Source organism: Chitinolyticbacter meiyuanensis (genome assembly GCF_008033135.1).
In the GTDB taxonomy this organism is placed as follows: Bacteria; Pseudomonadota; Gammaproteobacteria; order Burkholderiales; family Chitinibacteraceae; genus Chitinolyticbacter; species Chitinolyticbacter meiyuanensis.
This window is the reverse complement of the sequence record NZ_CP041335.1, coordinates 3,933,984-3,953,518: the sequence shown is the minus strand read 5'-3', so window position 1 is coordinate 3,953,518 and position 19,535 is coordinate 3,933,984. Positions and strand designations below refer to the sequence as shown.

Annotated in this window: 14 protein-coding genes; 9 read left to right on the top strand and 5 right to left on the bottom strand. The window is 67.0% G+C overall.

Annotation, left to right across the window (positions count from 1 at the left end; all coding sequences use genetic code 11):
• Positions 1-38: 38 nt before the first annotated feature.
• From FLM21_RS18795 to FLM21_RS18760, 8 genes are all read left to right on the top strand, one after another.
• Positions 39-1,547, top strand: a complete 1,509-nt coding sequence (locus FLM21_RS18795; protein ID WP_148717039.1) for a sugar ABC transporter ATP-binding protein — start codon at positions 39-41, stop codon at positions 1,545-1,547.
• A gap of 40 nt (positions 1,548-1,587) precedes the next feature.
• Positions 1,588-2,577 carry a D-allose ABC transporter permease gene (alsC, locus tag FLM21_RS18790; protein ID WP_148717038.1) on the top strand — a complete coding sequence of 330 codons (990 nt, stop codon included), beginning with the start codon at positions 1,588-1,590 and terminating at the stop codon, positions 2,575-2,577.
• Positions 2,574-3,545, top strand: a complete 972-nt coding sequence (locus tag FLM21_RS18785) for an aldose epimerase family protein (protein WP_148717037.1) — start codon at positions 2,574-2,576, stop codon at positions 3,543-3,545. The genes alsC and FLM21_RS18785 overlap by 4 nt, the downstream gene beginning before the upstream one ends.
• Positions 3,546-3,626: 81 nt before the next feature.
• The gene (locus FLM21_RS18780; protein ID WP_148717036.1) at positions 3,627-4,286 is read left to right on the top strand and encodes a TetR/AcrR family transcriptional regulator; all 660 of its coding nucleotides are present in this window, start codon (positions 3,627-3,629) and stop codon (positions 4,284-4,286) included.
• Positions 4,286-5,236, top strand: a complete 951-nt coding sequence (locus tag FLM21_RS18775) for an HlyD family secretion protein (RefSeq protein ID WP_148717035.1) — start codon at positions 4,286-4,288, stop codon at positions 5,234-5,236. The genes FLM21_RS18780 and FLM21_RS18775 overlap by 1 nt, the downstream gene beginning before the upstream one ends.
• Entirely contained in the window at positions 5,233-6,171 is a 939-nt protein-coding gene (locus FLM21_RS18770) for an ABC transporter ATP-binding protein (protein ID WP_148717034.1), read from the top strand. Before FLM21_RS18775 ends, FLM21_RS18770 begins: the two co-directional genes overlap by 4 nt.
• Positions 6,168-7,301, top strand: coding sequence for an ABC transporter permease (locus FLM21_RS18765; RefSeq protein WP_148717033.1), 1,134 nt, complete (start codon positions 6,168-6,170; stop codon positions 7,299-7,301). The genes FLM21_RS18770 and FLM21_RS18765 overlap by 4 nt, the downstream gene beginning before the upstream one ends.
• A 10-nt stretch (positions 7,302-7,311) precedes the next feature.
• Positions 7,312-8,739, top strand: a complete 1,428-nt coding sequence (locus FLM21_RS18760) for an efflux transporter outer membrane subunit (protein WP_148717032.1) — start codon at positions 7,312-7,314, stop codon at positions 8,737-8,739.
• Here the strand turns inward: FLM21_RS18760 and FLM21_RS18755 are convergent.
• Entirely contained in the window at positions 8,736-9,872 is a 1,137-nt protein-coding gene (locus tag FLM21_RS18755) for a Card1-like endonuclease domain-containing protein (RefSeq protein ID WP_148717031.1), read from the bottom strand. The two genes, FLM21_RS18760 and FLM21_RS18755, sit on opposite strands and share 4 nt — an antisense overlap.
• A 195-nt stretch (positions 9,873-10,067) precedes the next feature.
• Here FLM21_RS18755 and FLM21_RS18750 point away from each other — a divergent pair, with 195 nt between their 5' ends.
• Positions 10,068-11,654 (top strand): HD family phosphohydrolase, encoded by a 1,587-nt coding sequence (locus FLM21_RS18750; RefSeq protein ID WP_148717030.1) that lies wholly within the window; start codon positions 10,068-10,070, stop codon positions 11,652-11,654.
• A 59-nt stretch (positions 11,655-11,713) separates the two neighbouring features.
• On the opposite strand, the gene FLM21_RS18745 is transcribed toward FLM21_RS18750, so the two are convergent.
• The 4 genes from FLM21_RS18745 to FLM21_RS18730 form a co-directional block, all read right to left on the bottom strand.
• The gene (locus FLM21_RS18745) at positions 11,714-13,330 is read right to left on the bottom strand and encodes a cyclic-di-GMP receptor FimW-related protein (protein ID WP_148717029.1); all 1,617 of its coding nucleotides are present in this window, start codon (positions 13,328-13,330) and stop codon (positions 11,714-11,716) included.
• A complete protein-coding gene (locus FLM21_RS18740) occupies positions 13,330-13,749 on the bottom strand; it encodes an HIT family protein (protein ID WP_222846723.1) in 420 nt (139 codons plus the stop codon). The genes FLM21_RS18745 and FLM21_RS18740 overlap by 1 nt, the downstream gene beginning before the upstream one ends.
• A 137-nt stretch (positions 13,750-13,886) precedes the next feature.
• Positions 13,887-17,777 (bottom strand): DUF3683 domain-containing protein, encoded by a 3,891-nt coding sequence (locus FLM21_RS18735; protein WP_148717028.1) that lies wholly within the window; start codon positions 17,775-17,777, stop codon positions 13,887-13,889.
• Positions 17,778-17,892: 115 nt separating this feature from the next.
• Complete coding sequence (locus FLM21_RS18730) at positions 17,893-19,488, bottom strand: diguanylate cyclase (protein WP_187359993.1); 1,596 nt, start codon at positions 19,486-19,488, stop codon at positions 17,893-17,895.
• Between the last annotated feature and the right edge of the window lie 47 nt (positions 19,489-19,535).

Genomic DNA, 19,535 nt, shown 5'->3' with positions numbered 1-19,535 from the left:
CCGCTCGCGGCTGCCGGCCACGCAGTGAGGTGTGCACCATGACGACACTGGTTGCGGTACGCAACATCGTCAAGCAGTTCCCGGGCACGGTGGCGCTGCAGGACGTCAATCTCGACATCCGCGCCGGCGAAGTCCACGTGCTGCTGGGCGAGAACGGCGCCGGCAAGTCGACGCTGATGAAGATCCTCTCCGGCATCTACGCGCCGACCTCGGGCGAGATCCAGCTCGGCGAGGCGCGCTACGAAGCGCTGACGCCGGCGCAGTCCAAGGACTACGGCATCCGGCTGATCTATCAGGAGCTCTCGGTGATCGACTACCTGTCGATCGAGGAGAACCTGTTCGTCGGCAGCATCCCCACCCGCAAGCGCTGGGGCCTGCCGGTGGTGGACCGGGCGCTGATGCGCGCGAAGGCCGGTGCCGCGATGGCGCGGGTGGGCCTGCGCCATCATCCGGCCACGCTGGTGGGCGAGTTGTCGATCTCGGAAAAGCAGCAGGTCGAGATCGCCAAGGCGCTGGTAAGCGAGGCACGGGTGATCATCATGGACGAGCCGACCTCGTCGCTGACCGACGAGGAGGTGGCGCACCTGTTCCGCGTGATCGCCGAGCTGCGCGCCGAGGGGCTCGGCATTGTCTACATCTCGCACAAGCTCAAGGAAATCCCTATCGTCGGCGACCGGGTCTCGGTGCTGAAGGATGGTCGCTACGTCGGCACCTTCGATGCCAAGACCACGTCCACCGACAAGCTGGTGGCCTGCATGGTCGGGCGCGAACTCACCCATGCGCGGCCGGAAGGCCACGCCATCGACCGCGCGCAGACCGTGTTCGCGGTGAAGAAGCTCGCCTCGCACGACCACACGGTGAACGGCGTGTCGTTCGAATTGCACCGCGGCGAGATCCTCGGCTTTGCCGGCCTGATCGGCTCGGGCCGCAGCGAGCTGATGGAAACCATCTTCGGCGCACGGGCACGGTTGTCGGGCGACGTGGTCCTGAACGGGCGCACCATCAACCCGGACAGCCCTGCCGAGGCGATCCGCGCGGGCCTGGCGCTGGTGACCGAGGACAGGCGTCGCACCGGCTTCTTCCATAACTTCAGCATCGCGCAGAACATCTCCATCCTGCCGTTCGTGAAGGAGGCGCCGCGCGCGCTGTCGCTGTCCCGACTCGATTTCGCCCGCGAGGCCCAGCTGGGGCGGCAATACCGCGAGCGGCTGCGCATCCGCTGCGCCTCGCCCGAGCAGAACATCACCGAGCTTTCCGGCGGCAACCAGCAGAAGGCCATCATCGCCAAGTGGCTGGCGGCCGGCAGCGATCTCTTCATCTTCGACGAGCCCACCCGCGGCATCGATGTCGGGGCCAAGGCCGAGATCTACCAGATCCTGCGCGAACTGGCCGACGCCGGGCGCGGCATCATCGTGGTCTCGTCCGAGCTGCCCGAGCTGCTGGCGGTGTGCGACCGCATCGCGGTCTACCGCCACGGCCAGATCGCCACGGTGTACGACAATGCCGAGGCGACCGAGGAAAACATCATGCAGGTGGCCACGGCCTGACCCGCATCCCGACGGCCCGGTTGCGGGCAAGGAATCCATCATGAACCCCACTTCGACGGCCCCCGCCATGAGCCAGCCCAAATCCCGCGATTTCGCCACGCTGTGGCAGGAGTACGGCACCTTCGGCGTGCTGGTCATCCTGTTCGCCATTTCCGGCGCGCTGTCGCCGCAATACTTCCTCACCAGCGACAACCTGCTGCAGGTGCTGCTGCAAAGCTCGGTGATGGTGCTGCTCGCCTGCGGCGTGTTCTTCACCATCCTGATCGCCGGCATCGACCTGTCGGTCGGCTCCATGCTGGCACTGACCGGCATGGTGACGGCCCAGCTGATGATGGCCGGCGTGCCGTACCCGCTCGCCATCCTGCTCGGCGGCGTGCTGCTGGGCGCGCTGCTTGGCGCGGTGAACGGCCTGTTGGTCAACCTCACCGGGTTGCACCCCTTCATCATCACGCTGGGCACGGTGGCGATCTATCGCGGGCTCACGCTGATCATCTCGGATGCGCGCTCGGTATTCGGCTTCGATCCGGGCTTCTCCGACGTGATCGCCGGCCGGCTGCTGGGCCTTCCGGTGCCGGTGCTGATTGCGCTGGTGGTGGCGGCGGTGCTGTGGTTCATCACCAAGCACACCAAGCTCGGCCGCAACATCTATGCGTTGGGCGGCAATGCGCAGGCTGCATGGTTCTCTGGCATCGATATCAAGCGCCACACGCTGGTGGTGTTCATGATCTCCGGCCTGTGCGCCGGCATCGCCGGGGTGATCACCGTGGCGCGTACCGCCGCGGCGGAGCCCAATGCCGGTGTCGGTTTCGAGACCTTCGCCATCGCATCGGCCATCATCGGCGGCACCAGCTTCTTCGGCGGCCGTGGCCGCATCCCCGGCGTGGTGGTGGGCGGGCTGATCATCGGCGTGATCAACAACATCCTCAACATCATGAACGTGCAGTCGTACTACCAGCAGATCGTGATGGGGGCGCTGATCATCGTTGCCGTCACCGTCGACAAGTTCTTCGGCGGCAAGCGCGCGCAATGAGCACGCACTGGACCCTGGGCTGGGCGCACGGCGAATTCACCGTGCAGGCGCTCGGCGGCATGCTGGCGCCGGTGCGCTTCTGGCTGGCGAATGGCGCCGAGATTTCTCCCCTGCAGGTGGCGCCTTGGCAGCCTGATCCGGCGCTGCCCGGCGTGCTGCGCGGGCTGCGTGGCGAATGGCCTTGCCTGCCCTTCGGCATGAGCCAGTCCCGCACCGATCTGCCGGCGGGCTGGCAACTGCGGGAGGCTGACGATGGCTGGGATCACGGCTACTGCGCCAACCACGAGTGGCAGCGGGTCGACACCGTTGAAGCGGATGCGCTGACCATTGCCATCGACTATCCGGCAGCCAGCCCGGTGGCACGGCTGGAACGCACGGTGCGGGCCGATCCGGATGCCCCGGCACTGACGGTGACGCTGACCATTCATGCACGACGCGATGCCATGCTGCCGTTCGCGCTGCATCCCACCTTCACGGTGCCGGCTGACGGGCTGGAGCTGGTCGGCGGTGGTTACGCAGCGGTGCATACCTACCCGGTGCCGCAAGAGCCCGGCATCTCGCGCATCACGGCGGACTGCACCACGGCATCGCTGGCGGCTCTGCCGACGGCGGAAGGCCCGGTCGATCATCGCCGCCTGCCGCTGCCGTATCCCACCGAGGAGCTGGTGCAACTGGCCGATTGCCGGCCACCTTTCGTGTTGCGCTATCCGCAGGCCGATGTGGCGCTCGATTGGGATGCCAGCCAGTTGCCGGATGCGCTGCTGTGGTTCAGCAACGGTGGCCGTCGTCACGCGCCATGGCACGGACGCCATTTCGCGCTGGGCATCGAGCCGGCGAACAGCGTGTTCGATCTGGCGCGCGTTGCCACGCCGCCGCAGCAGCATCCGCTGGCGGGGCGGCACGGCTTGGCGCTGCAGGCCGGCGTACCCATGAAGGTGGGCTATCGGCTGAGCGCGCGGCTGCGCTGAGCGGGATCGAGCCAGCCAACCGATCATCGGGCCGGCCCGAGCTGGGTTGAAATTAAATGTGTATTTAATTATGGTGGCTGCATGACCAGCCCACCACCCAGCCGCAGTCGCGGCCGCCCCACTGCCAATGCCGAGCAGGACGTGCGCGCCGGCCTGCTCGATGCTGCTATCGCCCTCTATGCCCGCCAAGGCATTGCCGCCACCAGCATGGCGCAGGTGGCCAAGGCGGCCGGCGTCACCCCGGCAATGGTTCACTACTACTTCAGCAATCGCGACCGGCTGCTCGATGCGCTGGTCGACGAGCGCCTGGCCCCAAACATCGCCCAGGTATGGGCGGCGATCGACGATGCCCCCGACGATGCGCGTGCGCAGTTGCGCGAGGTGATTGCCCGCCTCACTGCGCGCGTGGCCGAGCTGCCGTGGTTGCCCACGCTGTGGATCGGCGAGGTGCTCAACGACAGCGGCCTACTGCGCGAACGGATGCTGGCGCGGCTGCCGCTCTCGCAGCTACAGAAGCTCGCTGCCGCGCTCACCGCGGCGCAGGTGCGTGGTGAGCTGCACCCGGACATCGCGCCACGATTGATGCCGGTATCGGTGCTGGGCCTGGTGATGCTGCCCTTTGTTGTGCTGCGGCTGCTGGCGACAGTGCCCGGCTTTCCCACGCCCGATCCCGATCTCATCGCCCGTCATGCCACTGCGCTGCTGCTGCATGGCCTTTCCACGCCCAGGGAGGATTCCTGATGCGCATCCTGCTGTTTCCATCGCTGGTTGCTGCGGCCTTGCTCGCGGCCTGTTCCAGCGAGGCACCGTCCGGCTACCAGGGTTATGTCGAGGGCGAGTATGTCGCGGTCGCGGCAGGGGAGGCCGGAAGGCTCTCCACGCTGAATGCCGTGCGTGGCCAGCAGGTGGTGCAGGGTGCGCCGCTGTTCGCGCTGGAAGCCGATTACGAAACGGCATTGCGTGCGCAACGCGCGGCACAACTGGCGACCAGCGAGGCGCAATGGCGCGATCTGCAAAGCGGCAAGCGCCCGCAGGAGCTGGCGGTGCTCAGGGCGCAGCTGGCCTCCGCCGAGGCCGAGGCGCGGCGCGCCGAGCAGCAACGGGTGCGCGACGAAGCGCAACTGCGGGCCGGTGGCATCGCCGAGGCTCAGCTGGAACAGAGCCGGACCACGGCACTGGCCGCCACGGCCGAACTGCAGCGGCTGCGCGCCGAGCTCACCGTGGCGCAATTGCCGGGGCGCGAGGCGCAATCGGCAGCGCTCAAGGCGCAGATCGACGCCGCGCGTGGTGCACTGGCGCAGGCGGACTGGGCGCTGGGCCAGAAGGCACAGCGCGCGCCAAAGGCGGCCCTGGTTGCCGATACGCTGTATCGCGTTGGCGAGTGGGTGCCGGCCGGCAGCCCTGTGCTGCGCCTGCTGCCACCGGGCAACGTGAAGGTGCGCTTCTTCGTGCCGCAGGCGGCGCTGGGCCAGCTGCAGCCGGGCAGCAGCGTCACGCTGGCGTGCGCTGCTTGCGGCGAAGGACTTGCTGCCCGCATCGACTACGTGGCGCCGCAGGCCGAGTACACGCCACCGGTGATCTACAGCAACGATACCCGCGACAAGCTGGTGTTCATGGTCGAGGCGCGGCCGGACGCCGCCGCCGCGGCGACGCTGCAGCCGGGCCTGCCGGTGACGGTGAACGCGCGATGAGCGACTACGCGATCGACGTGCAGGGGTTGTCGAAGCAGTTCGGCGACAAGCGGGTGGTGGACGGCGTGTCGCTGCAGGTGCGGCGTGGCGAGATCTTCGGCTTCCTCGGCCCCAACGGCAGTGGCAAGACCACGTCGATCCGCATGATGTGCGGGCTGTTGACGCCCGATGCCGGCAGTGGCCAGTGCCTGGGTTACGACATCCGCAGCCAGGCTGACGAGATCAAGCGGCGCGTTGGCTACATGACGCAGAAGTTCTCCTACTGGGAGGACCTGACGCTGCGCGAGAACCTGGATTTCGTTGCCCGCATCTACCAGATGCCGGACCGGCGCGCACGCGTCGAACGCACGCTGGATGAACTGGGCCTGACCGGCCGCGCCGATCAGTTGACCGGCTCGCTGTCCGGTGGCTGGAAACAGCGGCTGGCGCTGGCGGCCTGTCTGCTGCACGAGCCGCAGCTGTTGCTGCTTGACGAGCCGACCGCCGGGGTCGATCCCACGGCGCGGCGTGATTTCTGGGAGGAGCTGCACCGGCTGGCGGCGCGCGGCATCTCGGTGCTGGTGTCCACCCACTACATGGACGAAGCCGAGCGCTGCCACAAGCTGGCGTACATCGCCTACGGCCGGCTGCTGGCTCAGGGCACGGCCGACGAGATCATCGCCGGGCAGGGTCTCGCGACCTGGACGCTGTACGGCGAAGGCCTGGTCGATCTCGCGCAAACGCTGCGCGATGCGCCGGGCGTGGAGCAGACAGTGGCCTTCGGCAACGCACTGCACGTGAGCGGCCGTGATGCCGCTGCGCTCGAAGCCACGCTGCGCGAGCTGGCGCGGCAGCAACAGCGCCGGTTGGAGCCGGCCCAGACCGGACTGGAGGATGTGTTCATCTACATGATGAACCGCTCGGCCGACAACTTCGGCCCTGGAGTGCGGCCATGAAGCTGTTCTCGCTGGCGCGCTGGTGGGGCATCGTGCTCAAGGAGTTCCTGCAGCTGCGGCGCGACCGAATCACCTTCGGCATGATCATCGGCCTGCCCATCGTGCAGCTGGCGCTGTTCGGCTTCGCCATCAATGCCGACCCGCGCCATATGCCAACCGCCGTGGTGCTGCACGATCACAGTGAATTCACCCGCAGCTTCGTCACCGCGATGCGGCATTCGGATTATTTCGACATCGCTGGCACGCTGACTAGCGAGGAGGCTGCCCGCGCGGCGCTGGCGCAAGCAGAGGTGCAGTTCGTGCTGACGGTGCCGGCGGGGTTCACCCGCGATCTGCTGCGCGGCGAGCGCCCTGCGCTGTTGATCGAGGCCGACGCCACCGATCCTGCCGCCACTGGCATGGCGCTGGCTGCGGTAGGCGAGATCGCGCAGAGCGTGGTGCGGCACGACATTCGAGGCCCCGATGCCCGGCTCGCCGGCCAGCCGGCTCCGTTCGAGGTGCGGGTGCACCGGCTCTACAACCCCGAGGGCAACTCGCAGTACAACACCGTGCCCGGCCTGATGGGGGTGATCCTGACCATGACCATGGTGATGATGACGGGCCTGGCGATGACGCGCGAACGCGAGCGCGGCACCATGGAAAACCTGCTGGCGACCCCCGTGCGGCCAATCGAGGTGATGACTGGCAAGATCGTGCCCTACATCGCCATCGGCTTGATTCAGGCCACCATCATCCTCCTGGCCGCGCGCTGGGTATTCCACGTGCCGTTCGCCGGCAGCCTTATCGCCGTCTACTGCGCCGCGCTGCTGTTCATCGCCGCCACGCTCACCGTCGGCATCACCTTGTCGTCACTGGCGCAGAACCAGCTGCAGGCCATGCAGCTGACCATGTTCTATTTCCTGCCCAACATCCTGCTGTCGGGCTTCATGTTCCCGTTCCGCGGCATGCCGCAATGGGCGCAATACATCGGCAATGTGCTGCCGCTGACCCATTTCAACCGGCTGATCCGCGGCATCCTGCTCAAGGGCAACGGCTGGTGGGATCTGTGGCCCAGCATCTGGCCGCTGCTGTTGTTCACCGCTGTGGTGATGGCGATCGCAGTGAAGTTCTACCGCCGCACGCTGGATTGACGAGGCTGGCATGCAGACACGGATTTTGCTCATCTCAAGTGCGCTGGCGCTGGCCGGCTGCGCCGTCGGCCCCGATTTCCAGCGCCCCGCGCCGCCGACGGCGACCGGGTACGTGATCGATCCACCGGCTGAAGTAACCGCCGATGGCGTGACACAACGCCGCATCGCGGGTGCGGTCGAGCCGGACTGGTGGCGGCGCTTCGGCTCGGCCGAGCTCGATGCGCTGGTGGCGCGTGCGCTGGCATCGTCGCCGACGCTGGATGAAGCCACTGCCCGGCTCGATCAGGCGCGCGAGGCCTATGCCGCGCGGGTGGGCGAGACCCGCTGGCCGCAGCTTGACGCCAATGTGTCGGCGCGGCGCGAGAAGATCGCCACGCCGGCGCCGGGCGACCCGCCACTGCAGGATTTCGGGCCGTTCACGCTGTATCACGCCAGCATCGACATCAGCTACAGCCTCGACCTGTTCGGCGGCAACACCCGTGCGCTCGAAGCACTGGCGGCGCGGGCGGATGCACGCGGCCACAGCTTGGCGGCGGCACGCGCCATGCTGGCGGGCAACGTGGTCACCACCGCGATCCGGGCTGCGGCTCTGCAGGCACAGCGTGATGAATTGCAGCAACTGCTGGCGGTGCAGCAACGCCAGCTCGCCATCGCCGAACAACGGCTGGCCGCCGGCGGCATCGCCCGGGCGGACGTACTGGCCCAGCGGGCGCTGGTCGGCGAAACAGCGGCACAGCTGCCGCCGCTGGCGCAGCAGCGCGATGCGTTGGTCCACCAGCTGGCCGTCTATCTCGGCACCACGCCGGTTGAGGCCGAGCTGGCGCTGCCGCCGCTCACAGCGCTGACCTTGCCGGTTGAATTGCCGCTGCGCCCGCCCGCCGAACTGGTGCGGGTGCGGCCGGACGTGCGCATGGCGGAGGCGACGCTGGCGGCGGCCAGCGCCGATGTCGGCGTGGCCACGGCGGCGCTCTACCCCAAGCTGACGTTGACGGGTTCCATCGGCTCGGACCAGCTCTCGGGCAGCCGGTTGCTGGAAACCTTCAATGTCTGGCAGCTCGGCGCGGGTCTGGCCCAGCCGCTGTTCCACGGTGGCGCACTGCGCGCGCAACGGCGTGGGGCCGAGGCGGCGTGGCGGGCGGCCGAGGCCGCGTATCGGCAGACGGTGCTGGAAGCGATCCGCCAGGTGGCGGACGCGCTGCGGGCCCTCGAGCACGATGCGGCTGCGGTCGATGCCCGAGCCGGTGTTGCCACCGACAGTGCGGCAAGGCGCGAGATCACTGCCGCGCGCTACGGCGCTGGTGGTGTCAGCGCGCTGGCGCTGCTCGATGCCGAGCGCAGTGATCGCGCCGCGCGGCAGGCGCTGGTGGCCGCGCGCGGGGCCCGGCTCGCCGATACCGCTGCACTGTTGCAGGCGCTCTCGGACGCGCCGCTCGATTAGGCGCTGCTGCGGCTGGCCTCGGCCGGCTGGCCGCTGAGCCAGCGCCGCAGCACCGTGGTGGCCTGCAGCAGCGCACTGCCGGACAACAGCGCGATATCGTGCGCGCCGGCGCGATCGATCTCGTGCTCGGTCGGTAGCGACAGGCTGGCCAGCATGGCCTCGGCCGACAGCCCGGCGATATGGGTGACGCTGTCGAGCTTGAACAGCGTATCGCGGTCCACGCCACGGCCGAACACCGTCTTGCACTCGATCAGGTAGAGCTGGTTGTTGCACAGGATGGCAACGTCGTACTCGTTGTCGACGAGGCCGTCGACGCGGATGCGGATGCCGCTCGCCAGATCCTGGATCGGCAGCTCGCCCATCAGCGCCGAGGCCTGGGCGAAGATCCAGCGTTCCAGCCAGGCGCCGTGCAGGAAGCGGTGGGCTGAAACGTCGGCAAAGGCGATGCGTCGGTCTGGCAATACCCGTGCGAGGCCGCTGTCGGCGAGCAGCGCCTCCAGCTGCGGCTGGCGCTGGTGCAGCCGGCCCAGCGTGACGCGTTGCGCATCGACTTCGGAGGCCAGCGCATTGAGCGCGAGGATGGTGCGCGGCTGGCGTACGGCGAGCCGTGCCATTTCGCCGGCCCATGCTTCCAGCGCCGGGTTGCGCTTGTCGAGCCGGCTCTCGCTCGAGACCACGGCTGCGCCATACAGGCGGAAATAGTCTTCCAGTCGCATCGTGTCGGCGATGTTGTAGCCGTTGGCCAGTGGCGCGCCTTCCGGCCGCGACAGCCACACCAGCGTATCGGCCTCGGGCTCGATGGCGAAGGCCGGCAACCGTTGCGCTTCGGCCACCTGCATGCCGATGGCGGCCTGCACCGCAGTGGCACCCGCCAGGTTGAGCAGGCAGGGCTGCCGGCTGCCGACGATCACCGCCTCCAGCCGCTCGCGGATGGTGGCCGGGTCGTAGCGGGGACGCAGCGGCAGTGCAGTGGTGGCCACACCGGCTTGGCGGCAGACGGCGGCGACATGCTGGATCGCCTCGGACAGCGCCGAATCGTAGAGCAGCGTGACATGGGTGACGCCGAAGCCGCGGTCGAACAACGGCGAGACAAGGTCGGACGAAACGTGGCCAACGAGGCAGATCAGGTGCATGGCGCAATGACGGATGGGAAAAACCCGATCTTAACCGCCCGACCATTGCAGCGGCCATGCCACAGCACCGTGCCCGGCGATGCGGTCTATGCTCGGCAATGATGGCATCATGGCAGCCATGCGCGCCGGTCATCCGGCGATTTGGTGCGCTCATCAAGGGCGGATACGCCCGGACAACGCCGGCAGGAGAGAGGCATGCTCAGCCAGATGGCGCTGCGCGAAAGGCTGGAACGACTGAATGCGATCGGCATTGCCCTCTCGGGCGAGACCGACACCGCGCGCCTGACCGAAAGCATCCTGCTGGCCGCCAAGCACCTGGTGCGTGCCGATGCCGGCACGCTGTACCGGATCCGCGATGGCGCGCTGCACTTCGAGATCGTCCTGACCGACAGCCTGGGCCTTGCCATGGGCGGCAGCAGCGGCCGCGACATCTCGCTGCCGCCGGTGCCACTGCGCGGCGCCGATGGTGCGCCCAACCTGCACAACGTAATCGCCTGCGCGGTGAACCAGGGTGGCACCATTGTCATCGACGATGCCTATACCGCGCTGGGCTACGATTTCTCCGGCACGCGCCGCTTCGACGCGGCCAACGGCTACCGCTCGACCTCCTTCCTGTGTGTGCCGATGCGCAACCACGAAGGCGAGCTGATCGGCGCGCTGCAGCTGATCAATGCGCTGGATGACGACGGCGCGGTGCGCGCCTTCGACGACGACGATCGCAAGCTGGTCGAATCGCTGGCCTCGCAGGCGGCGATTGCGTTGACCAATCGCCAACTGATCGCCTCGCTGGAAGAGCTGTTCGAATCCTTCATCGGCCTGATCAACCTCGCTATCGACGACAAGTCCCCCTACACCAGCGGCCACTGCCAGCGCGTGCCCGAGCTGACGATGATGCTGGCCGAGGCGGCAAGCCGTACCCGCACCGGGCCACTCGCCGAGTTCGGGATGAGTGACAAGGATCGGTACGAGCTCAAGATCGCCGGTCTGCTGCACGATTGCGGCAAGGTGACCACGCCGGTGCACGTGGTCGACAAGGCGACCAAGCTGCAGACCATCTTCGATCGTATCGCGCTGATCGAGACCCGCTATGAGGTGCTGCGGCGCGATATCGAGATTGCAAGGCTGCGCGGCGAGATCGGCGACGCCGAAGCCACTGCGCGGCTGGCGGCGCAGGCCGATGACCTCGCCTTCCTGCGCGCGGTGAACCTGGGGGGCGAGGCGATGCACGATGCCGACGTCGAGCGGGTGTGGCGGATCGCCAGTGCCGCATGGCAGGGACCACGCGGGCTGGCGCCGCTGCTGTCGGACGATGAGGTGGAGAACCTTACCGTGCGCCGCGGCACGCTGACCGCTGCCGAGCGCCAGATCATCAATCACCACATCGAAGTGACGATCCAGATGCTGGAGGCGCTGCCATGGCCCAAGCATCTGCGCAATGTGCCGGAGTACGCCGGTGGCCACCACGAGCGCATGGATGGCCGCGGTTACCCGCGTGGCCTGACCCGCGAGCAGATGAGCGTGCAGGCGCGGGTGATGGGCATCGCCGACGTGTTCGAGGCGCTGACGGCGCGCGATCGGCCGTACAAGCCGGGGATGAAGCTGTCGCAGTCACTCGGCATCCTCGCGCGCATGGCCCGCGATCAGCATGTCGATGTCGACTTGTTCGAGGTGTTCGTGCGCGAGCGGGTGTGGGCCGAATACGCGACGCAGTTCCTGCCGGCCGAGCAGATCGACGCGGTCGATGTCGAGGCACTGGTCGCCATCGCGCGCGGCCACGGCTGAGGCCTGAAAATGCACAAGCCGGCCCAGGGCCGGCTCGTGGATGCCGAAGCGAGGATGGGTTAACGGTTCTGGCCGGCGAGCACGTAGTGCACGCGCTCGTAGTCGACGCCGCGTTCCAGCGCCGATTCCAGCCGCAGCTTGCGGGTGCTCTCGCCATCCCACCATTCGACCAGCCGCCCCGGGCGGAACCAGCCTACCGGCAGGATCAGCGAGGCAGGCGAGCGCAAGGTCGGCGTGGCCGGCAGCGCGAGGCCCTCGGTCCAGCCGCGACGGCCGGCATGCACCAGGTCGACCGGGCGCACCGCGGCCGAGAACGGCTGGCCAGGCAACAGCCGCACGCCGATCACGATCTGGTCGCCATCCTGCTGCAGCCAGCGTACCGAGCCGCTGTAGTAGCGACCGCCGATCTGCACCGACAGCAACTGCTGCAGCGCCACGCGGTGACCGCCTTCAGCCAGGCGCGACAACTGCATGCCTTGCGGGCTTTCGTTGCGCAGCCACCAGGTCTCGGATGGAGCGAGTTCGGCGGACGGCGCCGCCTGTAGCGTCTGGGTGCGGCCGAACAGCTGCATGCGCACCAGGTCGTCACCGGCGAGCTCGCCCGGGCCATCGGTCGGCAGCGCGAAGCGGCCGGCGCTGATGGCGACGTGCTGCTTCTGCAAACCGAAGATCACGTCGATTTCGCGGTTGCCATCGGCACGGCTGTGGATACGCTCGGTCGGTTGTTCGCACCAGGTGCGATAGAGCTCGGTGAGCAGCGTTTCGATGGCACTGGCTGGGAACTGCTCGCCCAAGCCCAGCTTTTCCGGTGCTTCGCCGTTGCGCAGCAGCTTGATGCGGCGCGACAGCGCTTGCGCCAGCTGGTAGGTGTCGATCTCACGCACGGTGTCGCCCTCCAGCCGTGGCTCGGTGCGGCGTGGCGCGGAGGGATTGGCGAAATCCACCTGCAGGCTGCCCCGCCCCGGCAGCGCGCGTGCCTCGCGGCCGATCGGTGCGCGCTGGGCAAACGCCGGCAGGCGCTCGTCCAGCCACAGGATCTGGCGCGCGGTGAAGTGATAGGGGCTGGCGCCGGCGAGTAGCAGCGTGTGTACGAAGATATTCTCGGCCGAGGCGACGCCGGCAACCTTGAGCAGGCTGTCCTTGGCCGGCTTCTCGGCGACGCCGGCTTCATCGGCCAGCGTGTAGTAGCCGTAGAGCGCCTGCCAGGTTTCGGCGGGGATCGGCCGGTAGGCCAGCAGGTGCTCGCGCAGCACCAGGCATTGGTAGCGCAGTGTGCGTTCGGCGGCGAGCGCGTTGTGGTCGGCGACCTCGGCCTCGCCTTCGAGCGCGGCGCGCCAGATGCGCGCATAGGCATCGCGCACGATGCGCCACAGGCCCAGCACCTGCTGCCAGGCGGTCTGCTCGTCGGTGCCGAAGGGAACGGCACGGCCGAGGAAGCGCTCGGTCAGCGCGGTCTGCACCATGTGCACCGGCTCGCGGAACAGTTCGAGGATCTTCAGCGATTCGTATGGCGGTACGGCGCTGTTGTTGAGCAGCGTGAGCGCCTCGGTCAGTTCGCCGTGTGCGACCGGCGCGTTGATCAGGGGCAGCAGCTGCAGCCAGCTCTTGGCGGAGCGGGCATCGGTGAAGGGCGGGGCGGCGTGGCCGCGATGGGAAGGCAGGCGTTCCAGATCCATTATGGCTCGAGCTGGCTAAGCCGCTGGCGCAGTCTGGCCAGCGCATCCGGTGGGATGGCGGGCACTGCGTGCGGGCGGCGGGGTTCTGCCCAGATCGGGCTGGGGAAATGTCGGTCCTCTCGCCAACGGGGGATCACGTGCCAGTGCAGATGCGGCACGACGTTGCCCAGACTGGCAAGGTTGATCTTGTCGGGTTGCAAGGCTTCACGCACTGCGCACTCCACGGCATGGACCACATTCATCAGGTGCTGACGGGTGTCCCGGTCCAGATCGCTCATTTCGGCGACATGGTCCCTGAGGATCACCCGGCAAAAACCGGGGTAGGCTGCTTCGTCTACGAGGACCACGCGACAGGTTTCATCCTGCCACACCAGTTCCCCGCCCAGAGAGGTACATAGCTCGCAGACGAGTTGCATCATCCTTTCCTGATTTTTCAGGGATTATAAACAAGCAAGACGCAGAAACAATCAGGGCAGGCCATGATCGCCTGCCCCGATTGTCTACGACTAACGTTTCACCCCTTGGTTGACGTCAGCGCGGTTTGGCCGCCGTTGTGCTAAAGCAGTACGCGTTCGATGCCGCCGTTGCGTGCTTTTTCCACGTATTGCTTCTGCCATTCGCCGCCGAGCACATGCTTGGCGATCTCGACCACGATGTAGTCGGCCTGGGTGATGGCATCGTCGTTGTAGCGCGACAAGCCCTGCAGGCACGACGGGCACGAGGTGAGGATCTTCACCGGTGCATTGGCGTCGCCGGCATCGCTGCGCAGCGTGTCGGCGCCCTTCTGCATCTCTTCCTGCTTGCGGAAGCGCACCTGGGTGGCGATGTCCGGCCGCGCCACGGCGAAGGTGCCCGATTCGCCGCAGCAGCGGTCGTTCAGGTCCACGCGCGTGCCCATCAGCTGGTTGGCCACGTCGATGCCCTTGTATTGCTTCATCGGGGTGTGGCATGGCTCATGGTACATGTACTGCGTGCCAGTCACGCCCTCCAGCTTCACACCCTTTTCCAGCAGGTATTCGTGGATGTCCAACAGGCGGCAGCCGGGGAAGATCTGCTCGAACTGGTACTTCTGCAGCTGATCCATGCAGGTGCCGCACGACACGATCACCGTCTTGATATCGAGATAGTTGAGCGTGGTCGCGAGCCGGTGGAACAGCACGCGGTTCTCGGTGGTGATCTTCTCGCCCTTGTCCGCAAAGCCGCTGGAGGTCTGCGGATAGCCGCAGCACAGGTAGCCTGGCGGCAGCACGGTGGTGGCGCCGACGTGCCACAGCATGGCTTGCGTGGCGAGGCCGACCTGGCTGAACAGCCGCTCCGAGCCGCAGCCGGGGAAGTAGAACACTGCTTCCGATTCATCCTGCGGCACGCCCGGATTGCGGATCACCGGCACGATGCTGCTGTCTTCGACATCGAGCAGGCCGCGCGCGGTCTTGGCCGGCACCTTGGCGGGCAGCGGCTTGTTGATGAAGTGGATCACCTGGGCCTTGATCGGCGCCTTGCCGAGCGTGGCCGGCGGCTGCTTGGTCAAAGGCTTGGTCAGGCCGAAGCGCTTGGCCAGCGTATGGCCGAGCCGCTGCGCCTTGTAGCCGATTTCGATCATGCCGGTGCGCAGCAACTTGATGGTCGCCGGGTCCTTCATTGTCAGGAAAGCCATGCCGAGCGCGGTGCCGGGGTTGAACGGCTTCTTGCCTTCCTTTCGCAGGAAGTTGCGCATGGCGACCGAGACATCGCCGAAATCGATCTTCACCGGACAGGGATTCACGCAACGGTGGCAGACCGTGCAGTGGTCGGCCACGTCGGCCAGTTCCTCGAAATGACGGAACGATACGCCACGGCGAGTCTGTTCCTCGTAGAGGAAGGCTTCGGTCAACAGGCCTGTCGCCAGGATCTTGTTGCGCGGCGAGTAGAGCAGGTTGGCGCGCGGTACGTGCGTGGTGCACACCGGCTTGCACTTGCCGCAGCGCAGGCAGTCCTTGACCATGTCAGAGATGCCGCCGATATCCGATTGCTCGAGGATCAGCGATTCGGCGCCCAAGAGCGAGAACGACGGCGTGTAGGCATTGGTGAGGTCGGCGCCCGGCAGCAGCTTGCCCTTGTTGAAGTGGCCGTTGGGATCGACGCGCTGCTTGTAGGACTGGAACGGCGCGAGCTCCTCGGCGGTGAGGAACTCGTACTTGGTGATGCCGATGCCGTGCTCGCCCGAGATCACCCCGTTCAGGCGGCGTGCCACCTCCATGATGCGCGCGACCGCATGGTGGGCGCGCTGCAGCATCTCGTAGTCGTCCGAGTTCACCGGCAGGTTGGTGTGTACGTTGCCGTCGCCAGCGTGCATATGCAGCGCCACCCAGGTCCGGCCCTTGAGTACTTTCTGATGCAGCGCGTGGATGGCATCGAGCAGCGGTTTGCTGGCGCGATCGGCGAACTGCGCTTCCAGGAGCGCCAGCACCTCGCGCTTGAACGAAACGCGCAGCAGGAAATCGCGCAACGCGTGGTACACCGACTGTGGCGCATTGTCGGCACCGATCTCTGCCTCGAGCGGGGCATCCGGCCAGGCGGCGGTATAGCTCTCGAATGCGCCGTCCAGGTTGTCACGCAGCCATTGCCAGCGCTCGCGGACCGGCGCGATCAGCGTCAATGCTGCCTCGCGGCGCTCACCGATCAGCGCCTCGCGGCTGACCGGTGCGTCGGCGAGGTCCACCGGCAGTTGGGCTTCGGCGAAGTAGGCGGACAGCGTGTCGAGCAGCTCGATCTTGTTGTCGATCGACAACTCGATGTTGATGCGCTCGATCTCGTCCGAATACTCGCCCAGGCGCGGCAGCGGGATGACCACGTCCTCGTTGATCTTGAAGGCATTGGTGTGCTTGGCGATGGCCGCGGTACGGGCGCGATCCAGCCAGAATTTCTTGCGCATCTCGCCGGATACCGCGATGAAGCCTTCGCCGGCGCGCGCGTTCGCAAGGCGTACCACCTGCGAGGCCAGCTCGCCGACGGCGGTTTCGTCGTCCGACACCAGATCGGCGATCAGCACCATCTTGGGTCGACCGCGGCTCTTGGCCTTGGTGGCGTAGCCGACCGCGCGCACATAGCGCCAGTCGAGGTGCTCGAGGCCAGCCAGCTGCACGCCGGCGGCCAGGCCGGCGCCGCCTGGTTTGAACAGGTCGGTGATCTCGACGATGGCCGGCACGGCGCGGCTGACTTCGCCGAAGAATTCGAGGCAGACGGTGCGCGTGTGCGCCGGCAGGCGATGCAGGATGAAGCGGGCGCTGGTGATCAGGCCGTCGGTGCCTTCCTTCTGCACGCCGGGCAGGCCGGCAAGGAATTTGTCGGTGACGTCCTTGCCGAGGCCGACCTTGCGGAACTGCTGGCCGGGAATGACCAGCGTGTCTTCACCCAGCCGGGTCTTGCCATCAGGCTTGTAGGTGGTGACACGGAAAGTAGCATGCTCGGCGTCGTGGATCTTGCCGAGGTTGTGATCGAGCCGCTCGATGAATTTCCAGTTGCCGTCTGGATCGACCATCTTCCACGACACTAGGTTGTCGAGCGCGGTGCCCCACAGCACGGCCTTCTTGCCGCCGGCATTCATGGCGACGTTGCCGCCGATGCACGAGGCGTCGGCCGAGGTGGGATCGACCGCAAATACCAAACCTGCGCTTTCCGCGGCTTCCATCACGCGGCGCGTGACCACGCCGGCGCCACACTGGATGGTGGCGACCTCGTGTTCGACGCCGGGGATGCGCATGCGCTCGACGCCGTTGTGGCGATCGAGCTTCTCGGTGTTGATCACCGCCGACAGCGGTGTCAGCGGCACGGCACCGCCGGTGTAACCGGTGCCGCCACCACGTGGGATCACGGTGAGGCCCAGCTCGATACAGGCGGCGACCAGCGGCGCCATCTCGTCCTCGGTATCGGGCGAGAGCACCACGAACGGATATTCGACGCGCCAGTCGGTGGCGTCGGTGACATGGCTGACGCGGGCGAGGCCGTCGAAGCAGATGTTGTCGCGGCGGGTGTGCGCGCTCATGCGGCGCAGCACCTTCTTGCGCAGGCTGGCGCTATCGCGGAACTCGCGGCCGAAGGCATCGACCGCCTGGCGCGCGCGCGCGACCAGCACGCCGACCTTGTCGTTACCGTCGCGCCGTTTCTCGATCTCGGTCAGACGGTGGTTCATCGCCTCGACCAGCAGCTTGAGCCGCTTGGCGTTGTCGAGCAGGTCGTCCTGAAGATAGGGGTTGCGCTTCACCACCCAGATGTCGCCCAGCACCTCGAACAGCATGCGGGCCGAGCGGCCGGTGACGCGTTCCTGGCGCAGCTCTTCGAGCACGCGCCAACCGTCGTCGCCCAACAACCGGATCACGATCTCGCGGTCGGAGAACGAGGTGTAGTTGTACGGGATTTCGCGAAGACGGTCCTGCGTGGTCGCAAGGGTGGCGGCGGTCAGATCGGCCATAGGGGGCAGCGCTCGGTGGGGCAATGGCGGGGAGACCCCCGATTTTATCGGAAAATGCCCGAGCTAAAGGCGCATTTTTATTGGGGTTTTGCGCCGCCGGTGCTGCAATGCCCGTTCAGGCCGAAACCCGGTTGCGGCCGGCGTGCTTGGCCTGGTAGAGCTGGCGGTCGGCGGTTTCGATCAGCTCGGCCAGCGTCAGCTCGCATTGCCGGCCGGAAACGCCGATCGACAGCGTCACCGCCAGGTCGTCGGCGATGCGCGACCACGGCCAGCTCGCCACCAGTTTGCGCAGGCGCTCGGCCACGTCGATCGCGCCGGGGCCATCCCGGCCAGGCAGCAGTACGACGAATTCCTCACCGCCGTAGCGGGCGACCAGATCGTCCTGGCGGCAGCCGGATTTCAACAGTGCAGCCACTTGGCGCAGCACCTTGTCGCCAACCGCGTGGCCGTGCAGGTCGTTGATCTGCTTGAAATGGTCGAGATCGAGCAGCAGCAGCGACAGCGGGGCGCTGTGCTCGCAAGCGCGGGTGAATACGGCCAGGCCCAGTTGCTCGATGCCGCGGCGGTTGAGAATGCCGGTGAGCGCGTCCTGGCTGGCCTGCCGCTCGGCGCGGCGCAGTTCGCGACGCTGGTCGGCGTGCAGCCGCTTGAGGCCGTCGTTTTCCAGCCGCGCCTTCTCGACTTCCAGCCGCATCTCCATCGCCTGCATCTTGTAGGGCGAGGTCTGGCGCATCACTTCCAGCAGCCGCGTGTGATAGCGCTTGAAGTGCTGCAGCGCACGGCCGTGCTCGCCTTGTTGCTCGCAGGCCTCGGCGTAGTGATGCTCGATCTGCATCAGCAGGTGCTGGGCGCCCATGCGTTCGACCAGTTCCTGCGCGGTCTGCAGGTGGGTGATCGCGCCGACCGGGTGCTGGCGCGCGAGTTCCACCCGGGACAGCGCTACCCGGCTGTTCGCTTCGCCCCACAGCTTGCCGTAGCGCTGGCAGACATCGATGGCGATGCAGAAATGGCGCTCGGCCACATCCAACTGCTGTTGCGCCAGCCGGATCAGACCGATCGCATGGTGGGCGTCGGCCTCGTATTCGCAGTTACGTGCGTGCAGCGCGCGATCCAGTCCGCCTTCCAGGTGGTACAGCGCCTCGTCGAAGCGCGATAGCTGGTAGAGATCCATGCCGATGTTGATCGGCACGGCAGCGTGCAGGTTGTCGTCGATGCCCGGTGCAAGGTACTCGCGTGCCTTTTGGTGGTGGCGCAGTGCGGCGTCGAAGTCTTCGTGGGCGAAGTAGATCTGGCCGATGCCGATCAGTGCGCGGATGTGGCTTTCCTGCGCCGAGGATTCGGAGGAGATCGAGATGTCGAGGCATTGCGCCCAGTAGTGCAGCGCGCGGTCGTAGTCGCCCAGCGTGTAGTAAGCACGGGCGATTTCCTGTAGGCACTCGGCCACATGCAGCTTCAGCCCGTAGATCTCGCCGAGGAACAGGCTGTGGCGCATCATCGCGATGGCCTCGTGGTAGCTGCCCTGCAGCGCGATACTGGTGGCCACGGTCAACAGGCCATGGACGTAGCCGTTCGGGTAGTCGATCGTCACCGCCTGCCTACACGCCTGTTCCGCGACCACTCGCGCCTCGTGATTGCGCGCCTGGTACAGCTTGCGTGCTTCGACGTTCAAGGCGTCGACGGTGTCGGGCGTGATGGTGGTGGAATCGGGCATGGCAGGTCCCAGCTGCAGGCTATCTCCCACCATAGGAAAAAAGCCCG

Excerpts from the sequence above, each read along its gene's own strand:
- FLM21_RS18795 (WP_148717039.1), top strand. The coding sequence starts at position 39 with ATGACGACACTGGTTGCGGTACGCAACATCGTCAAGCAGTTCCCGGGC.
- alsC (WP_148717038.1), top strand. The coding sequence starts at position 1,588 with ATGAACCCCACTTCGACGGCCCCCGCCATGAGCCAGCCCAAATCCCGC.
- FLM21_RS18785 (WP_148717037.1), top strand. The coding sequence starts at position 2,574 with ATGAGCACGCACTGGACCCTGGGCTGGGCGCACGGCGAATTCACCGTG.
- FLM21_RS18780 (WP_148717036.1), top strand. The coding sequence starts at position 3,627 with ATGACCAGCCCACCACCCAGCCGCAGTCGCGGCCGCCCCACTGCCAAT.
- FLM21_RS18775 (WP_148717035.1), top strand. The coding sequence starts at position 4,286 with ATGCGCATCCTGCTGTTTCCATCGCTGGTTGCTGCGGCCTTGCTCGCG.
- FLM21_RS18770 (WP_148717034.1), top strand. The coding sequence starts at position 5,233 with ATGAGCGACTACGCGATCGACGTGCAGGGGTTGTCGAAGCAGTTCGGC.
- FLM21_RS18765 (WP_148717033.1), top strand. The coding sequence starts at position 6,168 with ATGAAGCTGTTCTCGCTGGCGCGCTGGTGGGGCATCGTGCTCAAGGAG.
- FLM21_RS18760 (WP_148717032.1), top strand. The coding sequence starts at position 7,312 with ATGCAGACACGGATTTTGCTCATCTCAAGTGCGCTGGCGCTGGCCGGC.
- FLM21_RS18755 (WP_148717031.1), bottom strand. The coding sequence starts at position 9,872 with ATGCACCTGATCTGCCTCGTTGGCCACGTTTCGTCCGACCTTGTCTCG.
- FLM21_RS18750 (WP_148717030.1), top strand. The coding sequence starts at position 10,068 with ATGCTCAGCCAGATGGCGCTGCGCGAAAGGCTGGAACGACTGAATGCG.
- FLM21_RS18745 (WP_148717029.1), bottom strand. The coding sequence starts at position 13,330 with ATGGATCTGGAACGCCTGCCTTCCCATCGCGGCCACGCCGCCCCGCCC.
- FLM21_RS18740 (WP_222846723.1), bottom strand. The coding sequence starts at position 13,749 with ATGATGCAACTCGTCTGCGAGCTATGTACCTCTCTGGGCGGGGAACTG.
- FLM21_RS18735 (WP_148717028.1), bottom strand. The coding sequence starts at position 17,777 with ATGGCCGATCTGACCGCCGCCACCCTTGCGACCACGCAGGACCGTCTT.
- FLM21_RS18730 (WP_187359993.1), bottom strand. The coding sequence starts at position 19,488 with ATGCCCGATTCCACCACCATCACGCCCGACACCGTCGACGCCTTGAAC.